Below are 16,946 nucleotides of genomic sequence, written 5' to 3'. Positions count from 1 at the left end.
TGCGAAACGATGGAGGCTTCAAAGGAGCTGCGATGCTCGCAACGCTGAACAGCAAGCAAATCGTCGATGAGATCGTGAAGGACACGGTCAAGGACAACGATCCGCACGATGCGATTCAGATCTCGCCCGAGATCATCATGGCCTCGCGCCCCACCAGCGTGGCGCCGGCGCTGGCGCCCGACATCACGCCCCGCCCGGAGCCGAAATTCGCGCCGGAGCCCAAAATCAATTCCGAGCCGAAGTTCAGCCCCGAGCCGAAGTTCAGTCCTGTCTCGGAGCCGCCCACTTCAGTACCCCCGGTCGATACCGCCGTGCGCGTCGCGGCCGGCGATGGTCCCAGCCGGCCCAAACGTTCCGCTGCCCGTAAGTGGCTGCGCGGCGCCTTCGTCACGTTCCTGTTTGCGGGCGGCAGCGCGGCTGCCACGGTTGCCTGGGAGAAGCACGGCGATACCGCCAGGCACATGCTCGCCGAGTGGACACCGGTCTTGACCTCGCTGCTGCCTTCGGCATCGCAGACGGCACCGGTCGCCGCCGCGCAGGCGGTCCCGCCGGCGGCGCAAGCTGCAACTGATCAACCGATCGATCAACCTGCGGCGCAAGCTGCGGCCGATCAACCTGCAAGTCCGCCTGCAGCTCAGGTTGCAGCAGCCGCGCCCGCGGCGACGCAGACCGACGCAGCACAGTCGGTACAATCGATGACGCGAGATCTCGCGGCCATGGCGCAGCAGATCGAAACACTCAAGGCCAACATCGCCGAGCTGAAGGCCGGCCAGGAGCAGATGGCACGCGAGATGGCGAAGCCGCCTGCGCCGAAGCCGGTCGTCGAAGCGAAGCCGCCCGTCGATCCGCGCGCACGCGTGTCCGCGCTGCCGCCGCGCGCACCAGTGCCGACGCCGCCGCCGGTTCGCAAGCCGAAGCCGGCCGTGTCGCACACCTACATGCCGGCTTACTCACCTGCGCCGCTTGCACCGCCACCGTCGCAAGCAGCCGCGGCGCCGCCGCCTGCACCGGTCACGACGACGCAAGCAGTTGCCGATGACGATGGACCTGTCGTGCGTCCGCCGATGCCGCTGCGCTAGAGCAACAACGTCACGAACGCTGTCCGAGTCGATGTGATGCGTTGAGTCCGGGTTACTACGGGAAACGATGCTTCGATCGTTTCCATGAGAAAAGGCCGTCGGGATTTATGCCGCCGGCCTTCTCTTGCAACTGCCGGTTCCCGGAGCCCGGTTCTGTTGCAATTCCATGCCTTATGATCGCGCCGACATATTTAATAAAACCTTACCGAGCTCACGTGCTGCACATCATTTCTGCGCCATAGGCACAGAGATTGTGCGGCTTGTTCATTCGATAAAGATCGACTCAGTGGTACCATCCGAAACGTGTCGGGACTTCCGTTGAAGACTTGTTTTCAAGACTTGCAACTGAGACTTAGTCGTCAAACCGGGGGACTACGGATGCCTTACTACTCCTTCGATCTTGTGGTTGGTGAAGAGTTCAAGAACCAGGGCGGAATCATCCTCGAGGACATCGAGGTTGCCTCCGATCGCGCCGATCAACTGGCATGCGAGCTGTCGCAGGTGAAGCCGGAGCTGCAGCAGAAGGGCTGCGCGGTGCGCGTCACCGACCGCGATCACAACGAAGTCTATCGCACGCCGCTCGATCCCGTGCCGGCCTGGCAGCGCTAGTTACTCTTCCAGCACCGGCGCTTCGAACCAGTTCGTCAGCGACAGCCCGCCGTCGACGACGAAGGCCGCGCCGGTGACGTAACCTGAGAGCTTGTTCGACAACACGCTCAGCGCCATCGGCGCAAGGTCGCTCGCCTCGCCGAGACGCCCGAGCGGAATGTGTCTCGCCAGCGAAGCATCCGCGACGAACCCGCCCGCGGCGATTGCACCCGGCACCAGCGCGTTGACGCGGATGTTGTGCCGCCCGAAAGTCTTCGCCAGCTCCTTCACCAGCATCGCCATTCCCGCCTTCGCCGTCGAGTAATGCGGCAGGTTGCGCGGCGTGCCCGCATGCAGCGAGGTGAGGAACAGGAACGAGCCGGGCCGCTTCGCTGCGATCAGCTGCTTTGCGATCTCGCGCGCCAGATGAAAGCCGGCATCGAGATTGACGGCGTGCATCTCCTGCCAGGTCCTGCGATCGACCGCGAGCGCATGATCGGCCTCGCGCCGCGGCGGCGAGGCGCTATGCACGAAATGTGTCACCTGCCCCAGCGCAGCATGAGAGGCGGCCAACAGCGCATCGCAGGCCTCGAGCCCTGCGAGATCGCCGACCCATGGCACCGCGCGTTCGGGCCTCTCGCTCGCGCTGATTGCGGCACTCACCCGGTCCGCGCTGATATCGGCAAACACGGTTCGCACGCCCTCCCCGACCAGGGCTTGCGCGATCGCGCGGCCGATGCCGTTGCCTGCGCCGGTGACGAGCGCCGTATCGGTTGCGGGATCGAACGGCGCGCTGAACAGGCTCATGTCGCTCTCCGAGGCTGGGGCCCGCCACGATAGCGCACCGCGCCACGGAGCGACAATTGCGTCCCGGCACCATTGCGGAGCGGCGCGTCGGACGCTAGCCTCCCCAAAAATCGAGGAGGTACCAAGGATGCGCACTGGTTTTCTGATGACGGGCCTTTTGCTGCTCGCCGCGCCGGCACAGGCGGGCGACGCGCCGCCGCGGGCGACCTATGTGACGATGGTCTTGCAGGCCTTCGCCGCCAAGGTCGAATGTCCGGGCACCGATCTCGTCTATCAGGACCTCGTGCAGAAAGCGCAGCAGATGCAGCTGCCCGACGGCACCACCGAGAAGGTGCGCAAGGCGATCGCCTGGATGCACACCGGCGGCAAGATGGGCGAGAAGCAGGACGACGATCTGATGGCCGAGGTCGCAGTCGCGACGCAGGCCACCGATATGGACCAGCGCCGCCTCGGCATGCCCGGCTGGTGCGAAGCGCAGAAGACCAACCTCGCCGGCCTGATCCGCAGCAAGGGCGGCTAAAGCGTTACGAGCGAAATGGGCGCCGGTTCGCGGATATTGCCTTCGGCGGGTCCTTCCCGGCGTTAAGCACGCCACGGCGGAACTGCCGCCGTGGCCAACAATCGTCACATTCCTCGCCAGCATGCGGCCTCTTCGAACAGGAGACGCCCATGCGGATTGCCTACTTCGTCCTTGCCGCTGCGCTCGCGGCCAGCACAGCGATGGCCGCCCCGGCCTTCGCAAGAAACACCGGCACCCAGAAAGGCGATGACAAATCGACCTCGTCATCGTGCAGCGCCTATCAGCAGGCGCCGGACGGAACGTGGGAGCAGCTTCCCTGCAAGGAGACAGGCGAACGCGGGCAGCCGCAGACGCAACACCGCGCCCCGGCACAGGGAACGGATCACGAGGACCGCTGACAGCCCGTTTCCTCGGTCAGCCCTGGGTGGGGCCGCGCATGATCTTCATGGCGGCCTCGATGTGGCGCCATTCCTTGGCCTCATCGGCCTCGCCGCGGCCCTCACAGGCCTGGGCCTGCTCCGCGGCCTTCGCAATCGCAGCAAAACCGTGCTGTTCGAGCATCTGCCGTGCAACGGTGTGGACCTGGACCTCGGACATCATGGGCGCTCTCCCGTTTGACGAAACCACGGGTTCGCTCGATCGCCCCCGTGCATGTCCTAAAACGACCGAGTCCCGGGCCCCGTTCCGTTCATACCAGCACACATGACAAAGGCGGCCCGCCATGCCCGGCGGACCGCCTTCTCACCCACCCCAAGATTGGAAGTCTTCGGCCGCGTCCCCTACGCGACCGCCACGCGCTTGCGCTCGATGTCGTTGGGCACCTCGATATCGACCTCCAGGGTCGACACCTCGTCGCCGCGTTCGAGCCGCACGATCACCTTGGTCGGGTCCAGCGTCACATGCTTGGACACGACGGCGAGAATTTCCTCACGCAGCACACCGAGCAGATCGGGCTGGCCGCGCATTCCGCGTTCATGGGCAAGCAGGATCTGCAGCCGTTCGCGCGCGACGGGTGCCGAGGCCTTGTTACCGCGGAGAAGTCGAAGCAGACCCATGCTCATGCAGCCCTCCGTCGCAGCAGACGATCCATCAGACCTCTGCGTTCGGCGGGAACGTGCATCGTCACGTTCTCGCCGCAAAGGCGCTTGGCCGCGTCCATATAGGCCCGCGCAGGCGCTCCATCCGCGTTCGACAGGGTCACCGGCGTGCCGACGTTGGAGGCCTTCAACACGTCCTGGCTCTCGGGGATGATGCCGAGCAACGGCGTTGCCAGGATCTCGAGGATGTCGTCGATGGTCAGCATCTCGCCGCGCGCGGCGCGGGAGGGATCGTAGCGGGTGATGAGGATGTGCTTTTCGACCCGCTCGCCCTTCTCGGCCCGCACGGTCTTGGAATCGAGCATGCCGATGATGCGATCGGAATCGCGCACCGAAGAGACTTCCGGATTGGTGACGATCACGGCTTCATCCGCAAAGCGCATCGCCATGGAGGCGCCGCGCTCGATGCCGGCCGGGCTGTCGCAGATCACCCAGTCGAACCGGCTGCGCAGGTCGGCGATGACCTTGCCGACGCCCTCCTCCGTCAGCGCGTCCTTGTCGCGGGTTTGCGAAGCCGGCAGCAGCCAGAGGTTCTCCAGCCGCTTGTCGCGGATCAGGGCCTGCGGCAGCTTGGCGACGCCCTGCACCACGTTGATGAGGTCGAACACGACGCGGCGTTCGGCGCCCATCACGAGGTCGAGGTTGCGCAGGCCGACGTCGAAATCGACGACGACGACCTTGTCGCCGCGCTGCGCCAGCGCGGCTCCCAGCGCGGCGGTCGTCGTCGTCTTGCCGACGCCGCCCTTGCCTGATGTCACGACCAGTACCTTACTCATCTGAAATGTCTCCTTTGCTGGTCAGTTCAGTGCTGTAATTCGCATGGTATTCCCCTGCAGCCAGGCCTGCGCCGGCTTGCCGCGCAGGGCGGCGTCGATGTCGTCCGCAGTCTGGTAAAACCCATCAATTGCAAGCAGTTCGGCCTCGATCTTCTGGCAATAGATGCGCGCGCTCGTGTGACCGTTCACGCCCGCCATGGCGCGGCCGCGCAGCGCGCCGTAGATGTGGATGGAGCCGCCGGCGACGACCTCGGCGCCGGACCCGACCGAGCCGAGAATCGTGACGTCGCCTTCGGGGAAGATCACGGTCTGGCCAGAGCGCACGGGGGCCTCCAGCAGCAGCGAGGTCGGCTTGGCCTCGGCTTTCGCCTCAGGCTTCTTGGCCGCGGTCGGCTCGACCACGCAGCTGCGCCCCCCCGACAGCAGCGGCGGCATCATCGGGGTCAGCCTTCCCTCGTCGACGCCCTCGATGCCGAGCACGCGGATGTTGCGGTCCTGAAGGCTCGTGAGCAGATGGCCGATGCCGGCCTGGCTGAGATCGACCGAGGACAGGTCGATCACCACGGGCCGACCCGCAAAGAAGCCCGGCGACCGCGCGATGGTGGCGTCGATCTCCTGGAGCCAGTCCTGGACCGGAACCGTCGGCACGAACACGAAGGCCACATAGGAACGCCCGCGCAGGCGCACCATCTGACGTTGGACTTTTGCTGCAGCCTCCATAGCGGCCGACTCGTTCCCCGTTATTGAATGGTTAACGATGCGGCGGATTTGGTTAACGGCCGGTTAATTTCTCCGTGGGTTACGTGGGGGGATCGGCGGCCGGCGCTCCCTATCCCGTCATCCTGAGGTGCGAGGCATGGGACGCAACGCGTCCCATGGGGAGCCTCGAAGGATGCACGGCCGAGCTGGCAGCCGGGCCCGTCGCCCTTCGAGGGCCGCTGAAGGAGCGGCCGCCTCAGGGTGACGGTGATAGATTAGCGCGCAACTGCATCAAGGTCGTCATTGCGAGCATAGCGAAGCAATCCAGACTGCCTTCGCAGAGAGGCTCTGATTGCTTCGCTGCGCTCGCAATGATGGAGGGCGGAGCGAGCCCCCACTCCTCCTCCTTTGCTCGCGTCGATTTTGATCACAGCCTCAATCATCGCGCATTGACACGCTCATGCCATCCGGCTTCGATCCGCGTCCCCGGATATGGAGCCCGAGCATGTCAGTTCAGTCCGCCATTAGGCGCAAGACCGCGCCGGACATCCGTGCACGCAAGCAGGGCGAACCGATCGTGATGCTGACGTCCTATCACGCGCATACGGCCGCACTGGTGGATCGGCATTGCGACGTCATTCTGGTCGGCGATTCCCTTGGCAACGTCATGCACGGATTCGAGACGACGGTGCCTGTCACGCTCGACATGATGATCCTTCAGGGCGCCGCGGTGATGCGCGGCTCGAAGCAGGCGCTGGTCGTCGTCGACATGCCGTTCGGCTCGTATGAAGCATCCAGGGAGCAGGCGTTCAACTCCGCGGTACGGATCATGAAGGAAACGCAATGCGGCGCGGTGAAGCTCGAAGGCGGCGCCCGCATGGCGGAGACGATCGCATTCCTGTCCGGGCGCGGCATCCCGGTGATGGGCCACATTGGTCTGACGCCGCAATCCATCAACACGCTCGGCTCGTTCCGCGCCCAGGGGCGCAGCGAAACGGATTGGGGGCCGATCGAGGATGACGCGAAAGCGGTCGCCGATGCCGGGGCATTCTCGGTCGTCATCGAGGCCGTGGCTGAACCACTGGCGCGCAAGATTACGGAGACGATCGCCATTCCCACCATCGGCATCGGCGCGAGCGCGGCCTGCGACGGCCAGGTGCTCGTGCTCGAGGACATGCTGGGGCTGTCGCCGCGACCCCCGAAATTCGTCCGGCGTTACGGCAATCTTGGTCCGGCGATCGAAGCGGCCATCGAGGGGTACGCAACCGACGTGCGATCGCGGGCCTTTCCGGGGCCGGACCACGTCTACGGGATGAAGAAAAGCTGACGATGCGCGGCCAAAGCCAGGCCGTACTGACGGCGGGACCGGCAAAGATGGCCGATTCCCGATCGACCTGCCCTTCCCGCGCGACCTGCCGATAAAGACGACCGACGCGTTCGGCGCCTAGGGAAGGCGGATCTATGCGAAGCTGGGACTGGGAGCGGCATAATACGCCACACGATCAGTCCCGTAGGGAGGGCAAAGCGAAGCCTGCCCACCTTTGCACGTGATGCAAGGAAAGGTGGGCACGGCGCAAGCGCGCCTTTGCCCACCCTACGATCGCTGCGCGCTCAGGTCTTGTTGCGCATCTTGCTCAGCAGATAGTTGTCGTAAAAATTCTCCGCAATCTGCGTATAGAACAAGAGCTCCTTCATATAGGCGTCGTGGCTGTCCTTGGTTCGCTTGAACAGGTCGCTCTTGCCGGCGAGCTCGTTCAGATGCTCCTGGGTCGCGTTGTAGCAGGCCTCCAGCACTGGCTGCGGGAAGGCCTTCAGCTCGGCGCCGTTGGCGATCAGCCGCTTCAGCGCGGCGGGGTTCACGCTGTCGTACTTCTCGAGCATCCAGGCGCCCGCGGCCGACGCGGCCTGGTTGACGATCGCCTGATAGTGCTTCGGCAGGCTCGCCCATTTCTCGTCATTGACGATCATGTGCAGCATGGCGCCGCCTTCCCACCAGCCGGGGAAGTAGTAGTATTTCGCGACCTTCTGGAAGCCGAGCTTCTCGTCGTCATAGGGACCGACGAATTCGGCAGCGTCGATCGAGCCCTTCTCCAGCGCCGAGTAGACGTCGCCGCCCGCAAGCTGCTGCGGCACGATGCCGAGCCGCGCCAGCACATGGCCGCCCATGCCGGCGATGCGGAATTTGAGACCCTTGAGATCGTCGACGGTCTTGATCTCCTTGCGGAACCAGCCGCCCATCTGCGTGCCGGAATTGCCGCACAGGATGGCGTGCGCCTTGAACGGCTTCAGCGCCTCGTTGGTGAGGTCGGCGCCGCCGCCGAAATACCACCAGGACTCCTGGTGGCGATGGTTCATGCCGAACGGCGCACCGGTGGCGTAAGCCAGCGCCGGCTCCTTGCCGATGTAGAAATAGAGCGGCGTCTGCGCCATCTCGACCGAGGCGACGCTGACCGCATCGAGCGCCTGAAGACCCGGGACGAGCTCACCGGCCGCAAAGGTCTGGATCTGGAATTTGTTGTCGGTGGCCTCGGCAACATATTTCGCGAAGGTCTGCGCCGTGCCGTAGATGGTGTCGAGCGATTTCGGGAAGCTCGAGGTCAGGCGCCATTTGATCTCCGGCGCGCTCTGCGCGATCGCAGGTGCTGCAACCAGCGTCGTCGCGCCGGCGACTGCGCCGCCCTTGAGGAATGTACGGCGTTTCATGATCGGGTCTCTCCCTTGAAGTCAGGCTCGAAATGGGTGGCCTTGTGAACCGGCTTTGGCCACGGCCTTGGCGGACCGTTTGCCTGTTCCTGGCGCAGAGTTCAAGCTGCGAGAACGCATGGCGCCGCAGCCATCGGCCGCCAAACGGCGCACCGAACCAAGGGCTTGCCGCAAGCCTCAGGCGTCCTGGAGAAAGACCGATAGCGCCCGCTGCAATTCCTTGAACGCGCGCGGTCCGATCTTGGCCGCGAGCGTCTTCTCGCTCTCGGCAATCGCCGGGCGCAAGCGGCCCAGCAGTGTGGCGCCGGCCTGTGTCAGGTACAGCACGTAATAGCGGCGGTTGATCGCGGAGGCCGACCGCTGCACCAGACCCCGTCGCTCCAGATGATCCACGAGGCGCCCGAGCCCGGCCCGCTCGATCGACAGCGATTGCGCAATGGCGAGCTGATTGACGCCCGGATTGGCCTCGATCACCGACAGGACGGAGAACTGCGCCGCGCTGATCTCGAAGGCGGCGAGCCGCCGGCTGACGTCCTTGAAGACCCAGAGCTGGGCGCGGCGGATGCGATAGCCGAGCGAACGGGACAGATCGTCGGAGGCGAGCAGCTTGGGCCGGGCGGGCTTTGCGGCCGCCGCAGTTCGAGGCGCGAACCGCTGCGGCTTTGCGGCAGGCGCCCGGCGTTGCGCGCCCTTGGACGATCGCTTCCTGACGCCTGCCTTCTCCGGCTCCATCGACGATGATCTTTCACTGGCCGGCGTAGCGGCATCCGCGCCGGCGATCCGGGATTCGACACGAGAGTCTATCGCAGGCGGGCCGGATCGAGAAGCCGGGCGGGATCGCGAGCTTTGCGAGCACAGCTTCTACGACAGGTTGCGCTGCGCACTCGCGCGCCGCGTCATGTTGACACGGCAACATCGGCCGCCCTAGGATCGAAAAAGCCCGCCGTGACACGAGCGGGACCAAGGGGGATGACGTCCGTGCTTCCATCAGAGATGGGCGCCGAGCTGCGTGCGCTTACGCATCGCGGTGCGATCGACTCGCGCAGCACGCCTCTGCGCGTTGCGTGCAAATGGCGCCGCGTCACCTCTGCTTTGCAACGACATCGTCAACGACACCGACTGAACGAACGCGCCCTCATCGGGCGCATCCGTTCGACCATCATTGATGAAACTGGGAGGGACTGAGATGAAACGCCTATTTCTCGCATCGACGATCATGGCCGGCTGTGCCGCTCTCGGCACGCAGGCCATTGCGCACGGATTCCCGCCGAGCGGCGTTGCGCCGCGCGCGTCCTGCACCGCCCTCACCGGCCTCACGCTGCCGAACACGCAGATCCTGAGCGCGACCCAGAAATCGGGCTACTGCACCGTGATCGGCATCATCAACAAGCGCGTCTCGACGCAGGATCCCAATCATTTCACCTACGGCATCGGCTTCGCGCTCAACCTGCCCAACACCTGGCACGGCCGTTTCGAGATGATGGGCGGCGGCGGCACCGACGGCAGCCTCAATGCCGATCCGCAAGGCGCCGCCGGCGTCGAGCTCGGCCAGGGCTGGGCGGTCGCTGCCAACGACGGCGGCCACGAGGACAACGCCAACAATGTCGTCGGCGGACATCAGGACGACGATCCCAATGCCGGCGGCTCCGCGCATTTCGCGATCGACGCGCAAGCGCGCAGGGATTACGGCTACAACGGCATCGAGAAGACCGCGACGATCTCCAAGCAGATCATCTCCTATTTCTACGGCCTCGACACCGTCTATTCCTACATCATGGGCTGCTCGAACGGCGGACGCGACGCCATGATGGCCTCGCAGCGCTTCCCCTGGCTGTTCGACGGCGTCATCTCGCAGAATCCCGGCTTCAACCTGCCGCAGGCAGGACTTGCCGAGGCCTGGAACGAGCAGTTGCTCGGCACGCTTTCAACCAGCAAGGACGTCAACGGACAGCCGTTCATTCCGGACACGTTTCCCGCGCAGGATCTTCAGGTCGCCTCGGCCGCGATCCTGAGCGCCTGCGACGCGCTCGACGGATTGGTCGACGGCATCATCGACAACTATCACGCCTGCACGGCGAAGAAGGTGTATCCGGCGCTCGCCAGCTATACCTGCGGCACCGGCTCGCACGGCAGCACGCCACATGGCGGCACCTGCCTCACCCCCGCGCAAGTGGACGCGCTCAAGAAGATCTATGCCGGACCGGTCAACTCCAAAGGACAACGGCTCTATTCGAACTGGTTCTGGGATGCCGGCATCTGGACGCCGCCCACCGCGCCGGGCGCAGGCTGGCAGCTCTGGAACGTCGTCACCGCGCCGGTGCCGAACGTCAACACCGCGATCAACCTGACGCTCGGCGCGGGCGCGATCCCGATGATCTTCCAGACCCCGCCGGTCGTCACGCCCGTCAACGGGCCGAACGGCCAGGAAGCCTTCGTGTTCAAATTCAACTTCGACACCGACGCGCCGAAGATCTTCACCAAGACGGCGGCCTATCCCGAAAGCAGCATGGACTTCATGGCCGCGACCTCGACCGACCTGCGGCCGTTCAGGGCTCGCGGCGGCAAGCTGATCATCTCCTCCTCCGTCAATGACGGCATCTTCTCCGGCGCTGCGATCGCCCGCTGGTATCGCAACATGGACCGGCAGATGGGCCGGCGCGCGAGCGACTTCGCGCGGCTGTTCATGGTGCCGAACATGGCCCATTGTGGCGGCGGCGCGGCCACGGCGAGCTTCGCCGGGAACCAGCTCAAGGCCATCACCGACTGGGTCGAGAAAGGCACAGCGCCAGACCGCATCATCGCGGCGAACACCAACGCGACGTCGCCCTATCCGACCGGCGGGCTGTTCGATCCGCGCATTGCCCAGAACTTCCCGGCCAGCGGCACGCGGCCGCTCTGCGTCTATCCGAAGATCGCGTCCTACAAGGGCAGCGGCCTGACCAACGACGCCGGCAGTTTCGCCTGCATCGACCCCGGCTTCCGGCCGGGCGGCGACCACGACTTCCACGATGACGACGACGGGCGCGGCGACAACAGGCACTGAGCTTCTCTCGTGCCCCGGACGCAGCGCAACGTCCCTTCGACGATGCGCTGCTGAGCCGGGGCCCACGCACCGACCGGACGTGAAGCCTCTGGGTCCCGGCTCTGCGCCGCACCGCTCTCGCGGTGCGGCTTGTCCGGGACACGGAAATGAGCAACGACGATGCACCTTGCTTCGTCATCGCGGGCGCCCTCACCTCACGCGGCCTCGGCCTCCTCGTACAGGCCGGCCATGAAGTCACCGAACGTCGGCGCAAGCGGCAGTACGTAGCCCCATTGGTCCGACATCGCCTCCGTGAGCGTCCAGCCCTCGTCGTAGTTGGCGACCTCGTGATCGATGAACCAGATCTTGCCGAAATGCGTCTTGTCGATCGTCATGCAGATCGGGTTGCCGCCGCAGTCGCTCATGATCCACAGGAGTTCGTCGATTGTCGGCCATTGCGGCGTCTGCCGCGTTTGGACCAGCGAACATTCGTCGCGCCGCAATCCCAGCACCTCCTGAACCGCTCCGGCCCAATGCCCTTCCGGCCAGTTGAATTCGGCAGAGCCCTGGAAATAACCGCCGGCGCAGGCCAGCAGGAATTGGCGATACTCATCCGGCAGGCGGCAGCCGATCGATTTCTCGAACGCCTCGAGCGCTGCAGGCGTCGGTTGCTTCGTGCCGGCGCGATCGACGCCTGCAATGAATTCCGAAATATCCATGCGATCCTTTCCCTGGCGCGAAACGCGCCAAGCTTGGTCGCAGCCCCCAGGGAACGGGTTCGAGCATTGGAGAGGAGGAACGCCTGCTCAGAGCAGCTTCGCGGACACGAACAGCGCACGGACGGCGTTGGTCGCCTGCACCGCCAGCATGGCATTGCCGGCCGCACCTTCGAGGGCTGCGATGGCGTCCTCGTGCAGCGAACGGAATTCCATCCACTCGACCGATTTGAAATTGGTCAGGAATTGATAGGCCTGCCCGACGGTCGCAATCGCCAGCGTGTCGCCGTTCAGCTTGATCTTGAACGTCGTGCGCAGCGGGGTTTCGGAACTTGCTGGATCACTCATGGGCTGCTTCTGGACGATGACGGCTTAACGAAGGGGAAACGGCAGCCCCGCCGTCCGGCGAATATCAGGAGGCGGTGCTGGCGCGCTGCGAGGCGGTCGCCGATCCGCTCAGGCTCGGCACCACGACCAGGCGGTTGAACTCGCCATTGTCCCAGGCTTTCAGGAATCGATCATAGTCCTTGATCGAGACGCAGCCGTTGGAATCGCCGCGCGGCCCGAGCATGTAGTTGTGGGTGAGCAGGCCGACGCGGCCAAGTGCGCTGGTCCCATCGGTCGGCGTCATGCGCAGCGCGCGGACGCCGTGGAACAGCTTTTCGCGCGGCTTCAGATCGTAGGTCGCCGGCGGGGTCGCACCGACCATACGCTGGTCGACATGCTGGGGGTCGTCCATCAGCGCGCCCATGCCCGAATGCGCTTCCAGCGCGACGCCGCTCGGCAGGTACAGCGCCTTGGCCGAGATGTCGTAGACCGCCGTGCGCGAATCATAGCCGAGCGCGGCGAGGTCCGGCGCCTTGCCGAGCAGGCCGTCGCCGGGGGTCAGCGAGGCCAGCTTGATCTTGTCGGTGAATTTCTCGAAGAAGTTGCGGTTGTCGACCCTGGGATTGGTCTCGGCATAGGCCTGGCTCGAGGCGATCTGGGCCGAGAAGTCCGCCTGGACCGGGCGCGAGCGGGGCATCGGGACGGCATCGGCATGCTGCGCCGGTCGCGGCTCCTCGACGGCGGTCCGGTCGTCATCGGTCAGGGTCGAGCGCCATTCGTCGCCCTGAAGCTTCTGGGCGAGCATCGCCTTGGCGTCGCGGAGCTTGAGCTGGACCGCGTTCACGGCGGAGCGCTCCAGCGTCCGCAGGCCGAATTCGCGGGCGGGCGGGTTTCCAGACGCCGACGCGAAACGGTCCTCGAACGAAGGGGTATTGGCCGGCGGCAGGGCGGCGGTGACCAGCGGAGTCGAATCGCCGAGGTCGGCGACCCATGCGGCAGCGCCCAGCGCCAGAGCGATGGCAGCAAAAGACAGCAGTATCGTCTCGGCTCGCCCAATACGGCGGCGCGACAACAGCCTCTCGGCGTGCGCTGCGTCGGAAACCATCAGATCCCCAAATCGACCCCCGGGGGACCCAACCCCCACCCGGAGAGACTCTATACCAGCTACCACATTGGGAGCCAAAAGTTAGGCATAATCGCGGCCGGTTAGGCACCCCCGGGGGTATCCAATGACCAATCCTTTCGACCTAGAACGCTTCGTCCAGGCCCAAAACCCGGTTTTTCGCGACGTCCAGGGCGAGCTGGCCCGGGGCCGGAAGCAGAGCCACTGGATGTGGTTCGTGTTCCCGCAGATCGCCGGCCTCGGCTTCAGCGCCATGTCGCAGCGCTACGCCATCGGCTCGCGCGCGGAGGCCGTGGCCTACCTCGCCCACCCCGTCCTCGGCCCGCGCCTGACCGCGTGCACGCGACTCGTGCTCGCCGTCGAAGGGCGCAGCATCAACGCGATCCTCGGCGCGCCCGACGACGCCAAGTTCCGTTCGTCGATGACGCTGTTCGGCGCGGTGTCCGACGAGCCCGTCTTCGATCAGGCGCTCGCCCGCTATTTCGCAGGCGAGCGCGACGGCGCGACGCTGGAGATCCTCGCGAAGCTCGATCAGGCGTCGCGCTAACGCGACCTCCGCGTCCGGACGATTGGACGCACGTAGGCGGGGCATGCCGGCCGTCAGCGTAAACCGCGGATTAACGCCGGCTGCCTATTGTTCGGGCAAAATAATTCTCCTCCCGCGCCAATTGCCGGACTGCCCATGAAAATCGGTACGCTCCTGACCGCCGCCATCGTCTCGCTCTCGACCGTGGGCGGCGGCCTCGCGGTCTACGTCGCCGTGACGAAATACCAGACGATGGAGCGCATCACCGAGGCGCAGGGGCGGCTCGCGATCGTCCGAGCCGTCAGCGACATCCCGCGCTACCTCAATCCCGAACGCGGCTTTTCCACCAACATCCTCTACGGGCCTGCAACCATCGACCCCGCACTGCTCACTGAGCAGGACAAGCTGCGCAAGCAGACCGACGGGGCCCGCGACAAGATGAATGCGCTGCGCAAGGAACTGCCCGGCCCGTTCGACGACGGCACCACCATCGGCAGCAACATCGACGGCATCAATGCCAAGTTCACCGCGCTGCGCGAGGCGATCGACAAGGCGCTGGCCGGACCGGCGGAGGCGCGCAAGGACGCCGCCAAGAAGATCGTCGCCGACAATGCATTGCTCAACGGCGGCGTGACCGCGCTGCTGAACGAGCAGGTCCGCCGCATGGCAATCCTCAACGGCGACGCCTACCGGCAGGCCAGCTACGCCAACATCGCGATGACGCTGCGCGACGTCGGCGGCTTCAACTCCAGCCTGCACAAGAACCTCGTCGGCGGCAAGAAGCCGGCGACCGACGCCGAGAAGGCGGACATCAGCCGCTCGCAAGGCCGCAACGACCAGATCGTGATGTCGCTGCTGGAATTGCGCGGCAATCCGGCAACCCCGGCGAACGTCGCCGCTGCGCTGGAGAAGTTCAACGCGATCTATGTCGAGGAGTTCGGCCGCGAGCTCAAGCTGGTCAAGGACGGCGCGGTCAGCGGCAAGTACGAACACGACATGGACACCTATTACGCCGCCACGCAGCGTGGCCTCAGCACCATCATCGAGGTCCGTGACGCCTTCTACGACAACGCCGAGCAGGTCCTCGCCGGCGCCTCGTCGGCCGCGCGCACCAGCTTCATCATCGCGCTGCTCGGCCTTGCCGCCGTGCTGGTCGCCAGCATCGGCCTCGTCGTGACGGTTCGCCGCCGCGTCTGTGCGCCAATCGTCAATCTGACGACGCGGATGTCGCGGCTGGCCGACGGCGAGGTTGCGGAAGAGATTCCGGGCGCCGAGCGCTCCGACGAGATCGGGGCGATGGCCGCGGCCGTCCAGGTCTTCAAGGACAACATGATCCGGGCCGAGCGGCTCGCAGCCGAGAAGCAGGCCGAGAACGACGGCAAGATGCGCCGCGCGCACGCGCTCGACGAGCTCACGCGCACATTCGAGGCCAAGGTCACCGAGCTCGTCGGCGGCCTGTCCCGGGCGTCCTCCACGATGGAGAGCACGGCCCAATCGATGACCTCGACGGCAGCCCAGACCAACAGCCAGGCCGCGGTGGTCGCCGCTGCCTCCGAGCAGACCTCGACCAACGTGCAAACGGTCGCCAGCGCCACCGAGGAGCTGACCTCCTCGATCGCCGAGATCGGCCGTCAGGTCGCGCAAAGCACCGAGATCGCCGCCCGCGCCGTCGACAATGCCCGCCGCACCGGCGACACCGCGCGCACGCTCGCCGAGGGCGCCCAGAAGATCGGCGACGTCGTCACGCTGATCCAGAGCATCGCCGAGCAGACCAATTTGCTGGCGCTGAACGCGACCATCGAGGCCGCCCGCGCCGGCGACGCCGGCCGCGGCTTTGCCGTGGTCGCCTCCGAAGTGAAGTCGCTGGCGGGCCAGACCGCCAAGGCCACGACCGAGATCTCCGAGCAGATTACCGCGATCCAGACCGCGAGCGACGAAACGGTGGCCGCGATCCGCAACGTCGCCGACGTCATCGCCGAGATCGACCAGATCGGCACCGCGATTGCGGCTGCGATCGAAGAACAGGGCTCGGCCACCAAGGAGATCGCCCGCAGCGTCCAGGAAGCCGCCCGCGGCACCCAGGAGGTCAACACCAACATATCAGGCGTGCAGCGCGCCGCCGACGACACTGGAGCTGCCGCCAGGGAAGTGCTGGGCGCAGCCGAGCAGCTCTCGACCCAGTCGCGCGATCTCGCCGGTCAGTTCGACCGCTTCCTCGGCGAGGTCAGGACCGCGTAAGACGACTCAATACGGCGGCGCCTTGCGCGCCCGCTGCGCCTTCGCCGCCTCGATCCACCAGGTGAGATCATCCGCAAAGCGCGGGAACGCACGCTCCAGCGCCTTGCCGCCCTCTCCGATCGGCTCGCCCTCTGCCGACAACGTCTGCGCGATCGGGCCGACGCCGATCGTGCTCGACACCACCACCATGCCCATCTCCGACAGCGTGCCGTGCCAGGCGGTCGCCGCGCGCGCGCCCGAGAAGCGGCCCGCGGAATAGCTCACGATCGCGGCCGGGCGCCAGAACCATTCTTCGAGGAAGTGGTCGGTCAGATTTTTCAATCCGGGCTGAATGCCCCAATTGTATTCGCCAGTGACGAAGACGAAGCCGTCGGCGTCGCGGATCTGCCCGGCCAGCTTCTCCAGCGCTTCGGGCGCTGCGCCCTTGGGATATTCCTTGTACATGCGATCGAGCATCGGCAGGCCGATGGCCTTGGCGTCGATGAACTCGACCTCCTCGCCGCGGCTGCGCAGGCGATTGATGACGAAATTCGCAAGGCGGATGCCCATGCGATCGGAACGGTAGGAACCGTACAAAACGAGGATGCGATTGCTCATGGCCGGCAAGCTAGCACGAAAGCAGGCGGCGCGCCCGATTGATTTGTCGCGCTAAAGCGCGACGAGATTTGGATGAATCATTATCGCGCTTTAGGTTGTTGTTTGCGCATGATCTTTTCGGAAAACCG

General features: G+C 65.5%; 19 protein-coding genes and 1 pseudogene. 9 read left to right on the top strand and 11 right to left on the bottom strand.

The features are described from left to right. The first annotated feature begins 32 nt into the window (after positions 1-32). Together ACVJ19_RS28085 and ACVJ19_RS28080 are read left to right on the top strand one after the other, a co-directional pair. Positions 33-1,079: a hypothetical protein gene (locus ACVJ19_RS28085; RefSeq protein ID WP_453952439.1), complete on the top strand. Its 1,047-nt coding sequence runs from the start codon at positions 33-35 to the stop codon at positions 1,077-1,079. Between the two features lie 378 nt (positions 1,080-1,457). Continuing rightward, positions 1,458-1,688 (top strand): DUF6894 family protein, encoded by a 231-nt coding sequence (locus ACVJ19_RS28080; protein ID WP_200494243.1) that lies wholly within the window; start codon positions 1,458-1,460, stop codon positions 1,686-1,688. On the opposite strand, the gene ACVJ19_RS28075 is transcribed toward ACVJ19_RS28080, so the two are convergent. Further along, complete coding sequence (locus tag ACVJ19_RS28075; protein WP_453952438.1) at positions 1,689-2,474, bottom strand: SDR family NAD(P)-dependent oxidoreductase; 786 nt, start codon at positions 2,472-2,474, stop codon at positions 1,689-1,691. It lies immediately after the preceding gene. Positions 2,475-2,601: 127 nt separating this feature from the next. Between ACVJ19_RS28075 and ACVJ19_RS28070 the strand changes: the two genes are divergently transcribed. Both ACVJ19_RS28070 and ACVJ19_RS28065 read left to right on the top strand, forming a co-directional pair. After that, the gene (locus ACVJ19_RS28070; protein ID WP_212337043.1) at positions 2,602-2,994 is read left to right on the top strand and encodes a hypothetical protein; all 393 of its coding nucleotides are present in this window, start codon (positions 2,602-2,604) and stop codon (positions 2,992-2,994) included. A 149-nt stretch (positions 2,995-3,143) separates the two neighbouring features. Further along, positions 3,144-3,392, top strand: coding sequence for a hypothetical protein (locus tag ACVJ19_RS28065; RefSeq protein ID WP_453952437.1), 249 nt, complete (start codon positions 3,144-3,146; stop codon positions 3,390-3,392). A gap of 16 nt (positions 3,393-3,408) precedes the next feature. Here ACVJ19_RS28065 and ACVJ19_RS28060 read toward each other — a convergent pair whose 3' ends face one another. The 4 genes from ACVJ19_RS28060 to minC all read right to left on the bottom strand — a co-directional run bounded on the left by ACVJ19_RS28060 (position 3,409) and on the right by minC (position 5,587). Next, positions 3,409-3,594, bottom strand: coding sequence for a hypothetical protein (locus ACVJ19_RS28060; protein ID WP_453952435.1), 186 nt, complete (start codon positions 3,592-3,594; stop codon positions 3,409-3,411). Between the two features lie 179 nt (positions 3,595-3,773). Further along, positions 3,774-4,055 carry a cell division topological specificity factor MinE gene (gene minE, locus ACVJ19_RS28055; RefSeq protein ID WP_326898489.1) on the bottom strand — a complete coding sequence of 94 codons (282 nt, stop codon included), beginning with the start codon at positions 4,053-4,055 and terminating at the stop codon, positions 3,774-3,776. After that, the gene (minD, locus tag ACVJ19_RS28050; RefSeq protein WP_158671528.1) at positions 4,052-4,867 is read right to left on the bottom strand and encodes a septum site-determining protein MinD; all 816 of its coding nucleotides are present in this window, start codon (positions 4,865-4,867) and stop codon (positions 4,052-4,054) included. The genes minE and minD overlap by 4 nt, the downstream gene beginning before the upstream one ends. Positions 4,868-4,888: 21 nt before the next feature. Further along, positions 4,889-5,587 (bottom strand): septum site-determining protein MinC, encoded by a 699-nt coding sequence (gene minC / locus ACVJ19_RS28045; RefSeq protein WP_453952434.1) that lies wholly within the window; start codon positions 5,585-5,587, stop codon positions 4,889-4,891. Positions 5,588-6,071: 484 nt separating this feature from the next. On the opposite strand from minC, the gene panB reads away from it, so the two are divergent. Together panB and ACVJ19_RS28035 are read left to right on the top strand one after the other, a co-directional pair. Continuing rightward, positions 6,072-6,893 carry a 3-methyl-2-oxobutanoate hydroxymethyltransferase gene (gene panB, locus ACVJ19_RS28040; protein ID WP_453952433.1) on the top strand — a complete coding sequence of 274 codons (822 nt, stop codon included), beginning with the start codon at positions 6,072-6,074 and terminating at the stop codon, positions 6,891-6,893. A 20-nt stretch (positions 6,894-6,913) separates the two neighbouring features. Then, positions 6,914-7,014, top strand: a pseudogene (locus ACVJ19_RS28035) (ABC transporter ATP-binding protein); the annotation flags it as partial. Positions 7,015-7,177: 163 nt separating this feature from the next. On the opposite strand, the gene ACVJ19_RS28030 reads toward ACVJ19_RS28035, so the two are convergent. Both ACVJ19_RS28030 and ACVJ19_RS28025 read right to left on the bottom strand, forming a co-directional pair. Then, complete coding sequence (locus ACVJ19_RS28030) at positions 7,178-8,269, bottom strand: TRAP transporter substrate-binding protein (RefSeq protein WP_453952432.1); 1,092 nt, start codon at positions 8,267-8,269, stop codon at positions 7,178-7,180. Positions 8,270-8,446: 177 nt separating this feature from the next. Continuing rightward, complete coding sequence (locus ACVJ19_RS28025; protein WP_453952431.1) at positions 8,447-9,001, bottom strand: MarR family winged helix-turn-helix transcriptional regulator; 555 nt, start codon at positions 8,999-9,001, stop codon at positions 8,447-8,449. A 454-nt stretch (positions 9,002-9,455) separates the two neighbouring features. Between ACVJ19_RS28025 and ACVJ19_RS28020 the strand changes: the two genes are divergently transcribed. Further along, a complete protein-coding gene (locus ACVJ19_RS28020; RefSeq protein WP_453952430.1) occupies positions 9,456-11,312 on the top strand; it encodes a tannase/feruloyl esterase family alpha/beta hydrolase in 1,857 nt (618 codons plus the stop codon). Between the two features lie 194 nt (positions 11,313-11,506). Here the strand turns inward: ACVJ19_RS28020 and ACVJ19_RS28015 are convergent, their stop codons facing one another. From ACVJ19_RS28015 to ACVJ19_RS28005, 3 genes are all read right to left on the bottom strand, one after another. Then, positions 11,507-12,010 carry an SMI1/KNR4 family protein gene (locus ACVJ19_RS28015; protein WP_453952429.1) on the bottom strand — a complete coding sequence of 168 codons (504 nt, stop codon included), beginning with the start codon at positions 12,008-12,010 and terminating at the stop codon, positions 11,507-11,509. Positions 12,011-12,097: 87 nt separating this feature from the next. Next, positions 12,098-12,355 (bottom strand): hypothetical protein, encoded by a 258-nt coding sequence (locus tag ACVJ19_RS28010; RefSeq protein WP_453952428.1) that lies wholly within the window; start codon positions 12,353-12,355, stop codon positions 12,098-12,100. A gap of 64 nt (positions 12,356-12,419) precedes the next feature. After that, positions 12,420-13,370, bottom strand: coding sequence for a DUF2778 domain-containing protein (locus tag ACVJ19_RS28005; protein WP_453955224.1), 951 nt, complete (start codon positions 13,368-13,370; stop codon positions 12,420-12,422). A gap of 193 nt (positions 13,371-13,563) precedes the next feature. Here ACVJ19_RS28005 and ACVJ19_RS28000 point away from each other — a divergent pair, with 193 nt between their 5' ends. Both ACVJ19_RS28000 and ACVJ19_RS27995 read left to right on the top strand, forming a co-directional pair. After that, positions 13,564-14,004 (top strand): DUF1810 domain-containing protein, encoded by a 441-nt coding sequence (locus tag ACVJ19_RS28000; RefSeq protein ID WP_453952427.1) that lies wholly within the window; start codon positions 13,564-13,566, stop codon positions 14,002-14,004. A 135-nt stretch (positions 14,005-14,139) separates the two neighbouring features. Continuing rightward, positions 14,140-16,221, top strand: coding sequence for a methyl-accepting chemotaxis protein (locus tag ACVJ19_RS27995; protein WP_453952426.1), 2,082 nt, complete (start codon positions 14,140-14,142; stop codon positions 16,219-16,221). A 6-nt stretch (positions 16,222-16,227) separates the two neighbouring features. On the opposite strand, the gene ACVJ19_RS27990 is transcribed toward ACVJ19_RS27995, so the two are convergent. Next, the gene (locus ACVJ19_RS27990; protein WP_453952425.1) at positions 16,228-16,818 is read right to left on the bottom strand and encodes an NADPH-dependent FMN reductase; all 591 of its coding nucleotides are present in this window, start codon (positions 16,816-16,818) and stop codon (positions 16,228-16,230) included. Positions 16,819-16,946: the final 128 nt, after the last annotated feature.

The sequence above is a fragment of the Bradyrhizobium sp. USDA 376 genome (assembly GCF_054063675.1).
Note: the sequence above shows the minus strand (reverse complement) of the source record. Positions and strands in the feature narration are given on the sequence as shown.

Excerpts from the sequence above, each read along its gene's own strand:
- ACVJ19_RS28085 (WP_453952439.1), top strand. The coding sequence starts at position 33 with ATGCTCGCAACGCTGAACAGCAAGCAAATCGTCGATGAGATCGTGAAG.
- ACVJ19_RS28080 (WP_200494243.1), top strand. The coding sequence starts at position 1,458 with ATGCCTTACTACTCCTTCGATCTTGTGGTTGGTGAAGAGTTCAAGAAC.
- ACVJ19_RS28075 (WP_453952438.1), bottom strand. The coding sequence starts at position 2,474 with ATGAGCCTGTTCAGCGCGCCGTTCGATCCCGCAACCGATACGGCGCTC.
- ACVJ19_RS28070 (WP_212337043.1), top strand. The coding sequence starts at position 2,602 with ATGCGCACTGGTTTTCTGATGACGGGCCTTTTGCTGCTCGCCGCGCCG.
- ACVJ19_RS28065 (WP_453952437.1), top strand. The coding sequence starts at position 3,144 with ATGCGGATTGCCTACTTCGTCCTTGCCGCTGCGCTCGCGGCCAGCACA.
- ACVJ19_RS28060 (WP_453952435.1), bottom strand. The coding sequence starts at position 3,594 with ATGATGTCCGAGGTCCAGGTCCACACCGTTGCACGGCAGATGCTCGAA.
- minE (WP_326898489.1), bottom strand. The coding sequence starts at position 4,055 with ATGAGCATGGGTCTGCTTCGACTTCTCCGCGGTAACAAGGCCTCGGCA.
- minD (WP_158671528.1), bottom strand. The coding sequence starts at position 4,867 with ATGAGTAAGGTACTGGTCGTGACATCAGGCAAGGGCGGCGTCGGCAAG.
- minC (WP_453952434.1), bottom strand. The coding sequence starts at position 5,587 with ATGGAGGCTGCAGCAAAAGTCCAACGTCAGATGGTGCGCCTGCGCGGG.
- panB (WP_453952433.1), top strand. The coding sequence starts at position 6,072 with ATGTCAGTTCAGTCCGCCATTAGGCGCAAGACCGCGCCGGACATCCGT.
- ACVJ19_RS28030 (WP_453952432.1), bottom strand. The coding sequence starts at position 8,269 with ATGAAACGCCGTACATTCCTCAAGGGCGGCGCAGTCGCCGGCGCGACG.
- ACVJ19_RS28025 (WP_453952431.1), bottom strand. The coding sequence starts at position 9,001 with ATGGAGCCGGAGAAGGCAGGCGTCAGGAAGCGATCGTCCAAGGGCGCG.
- ACVJ19_RS28020 (WP_453952430.1), top strand. The coding sequence starts at position 9,456 with ATGAAACGCCTATTTCTCGCATCGACGATCATGGCCGGCTGTGCCGCT.
- ACVJ19_RS28015 (WP_453952429.1), bottom strand. The coding sequence starts at position 12,010 with ATGGATATTTCGGAATTCATTGCAGGCGTCGATCGCGCCGGCACGAAG.
- ACVJ19_RS28010 (WP_453952428.1), bottom strand. The coding sequence starts at position 12,355 with ATGAGTGATCCAGCAAGTTCCGAAACCCCGCTGCGCACGACGTTCAAG.
- ACVJ19_RS28000 (WP_453952427.1), top strand. The coding sequence starts at position 13,564 with ATGACCAATCCTTTCGACCTAGAACGCTTCGTCCAGGCCCAAAACCCG.
- ACVJ19_RS27995 (WP_453952426.1), top strand. The coding sequence starts at position 14,140 with ATGAAAATCGGTACGCTCCTGACCGCCGCCATCGTCTCGCTCTCGACC.
- ACVJ19_RS27990 (WP_453952425.1), bottom strand. The coding sequence starts at position 16,818 with ATGAGCAATCGCATCCTCGTTTTGTACGGTTCCTACCGTTCCGATCGC.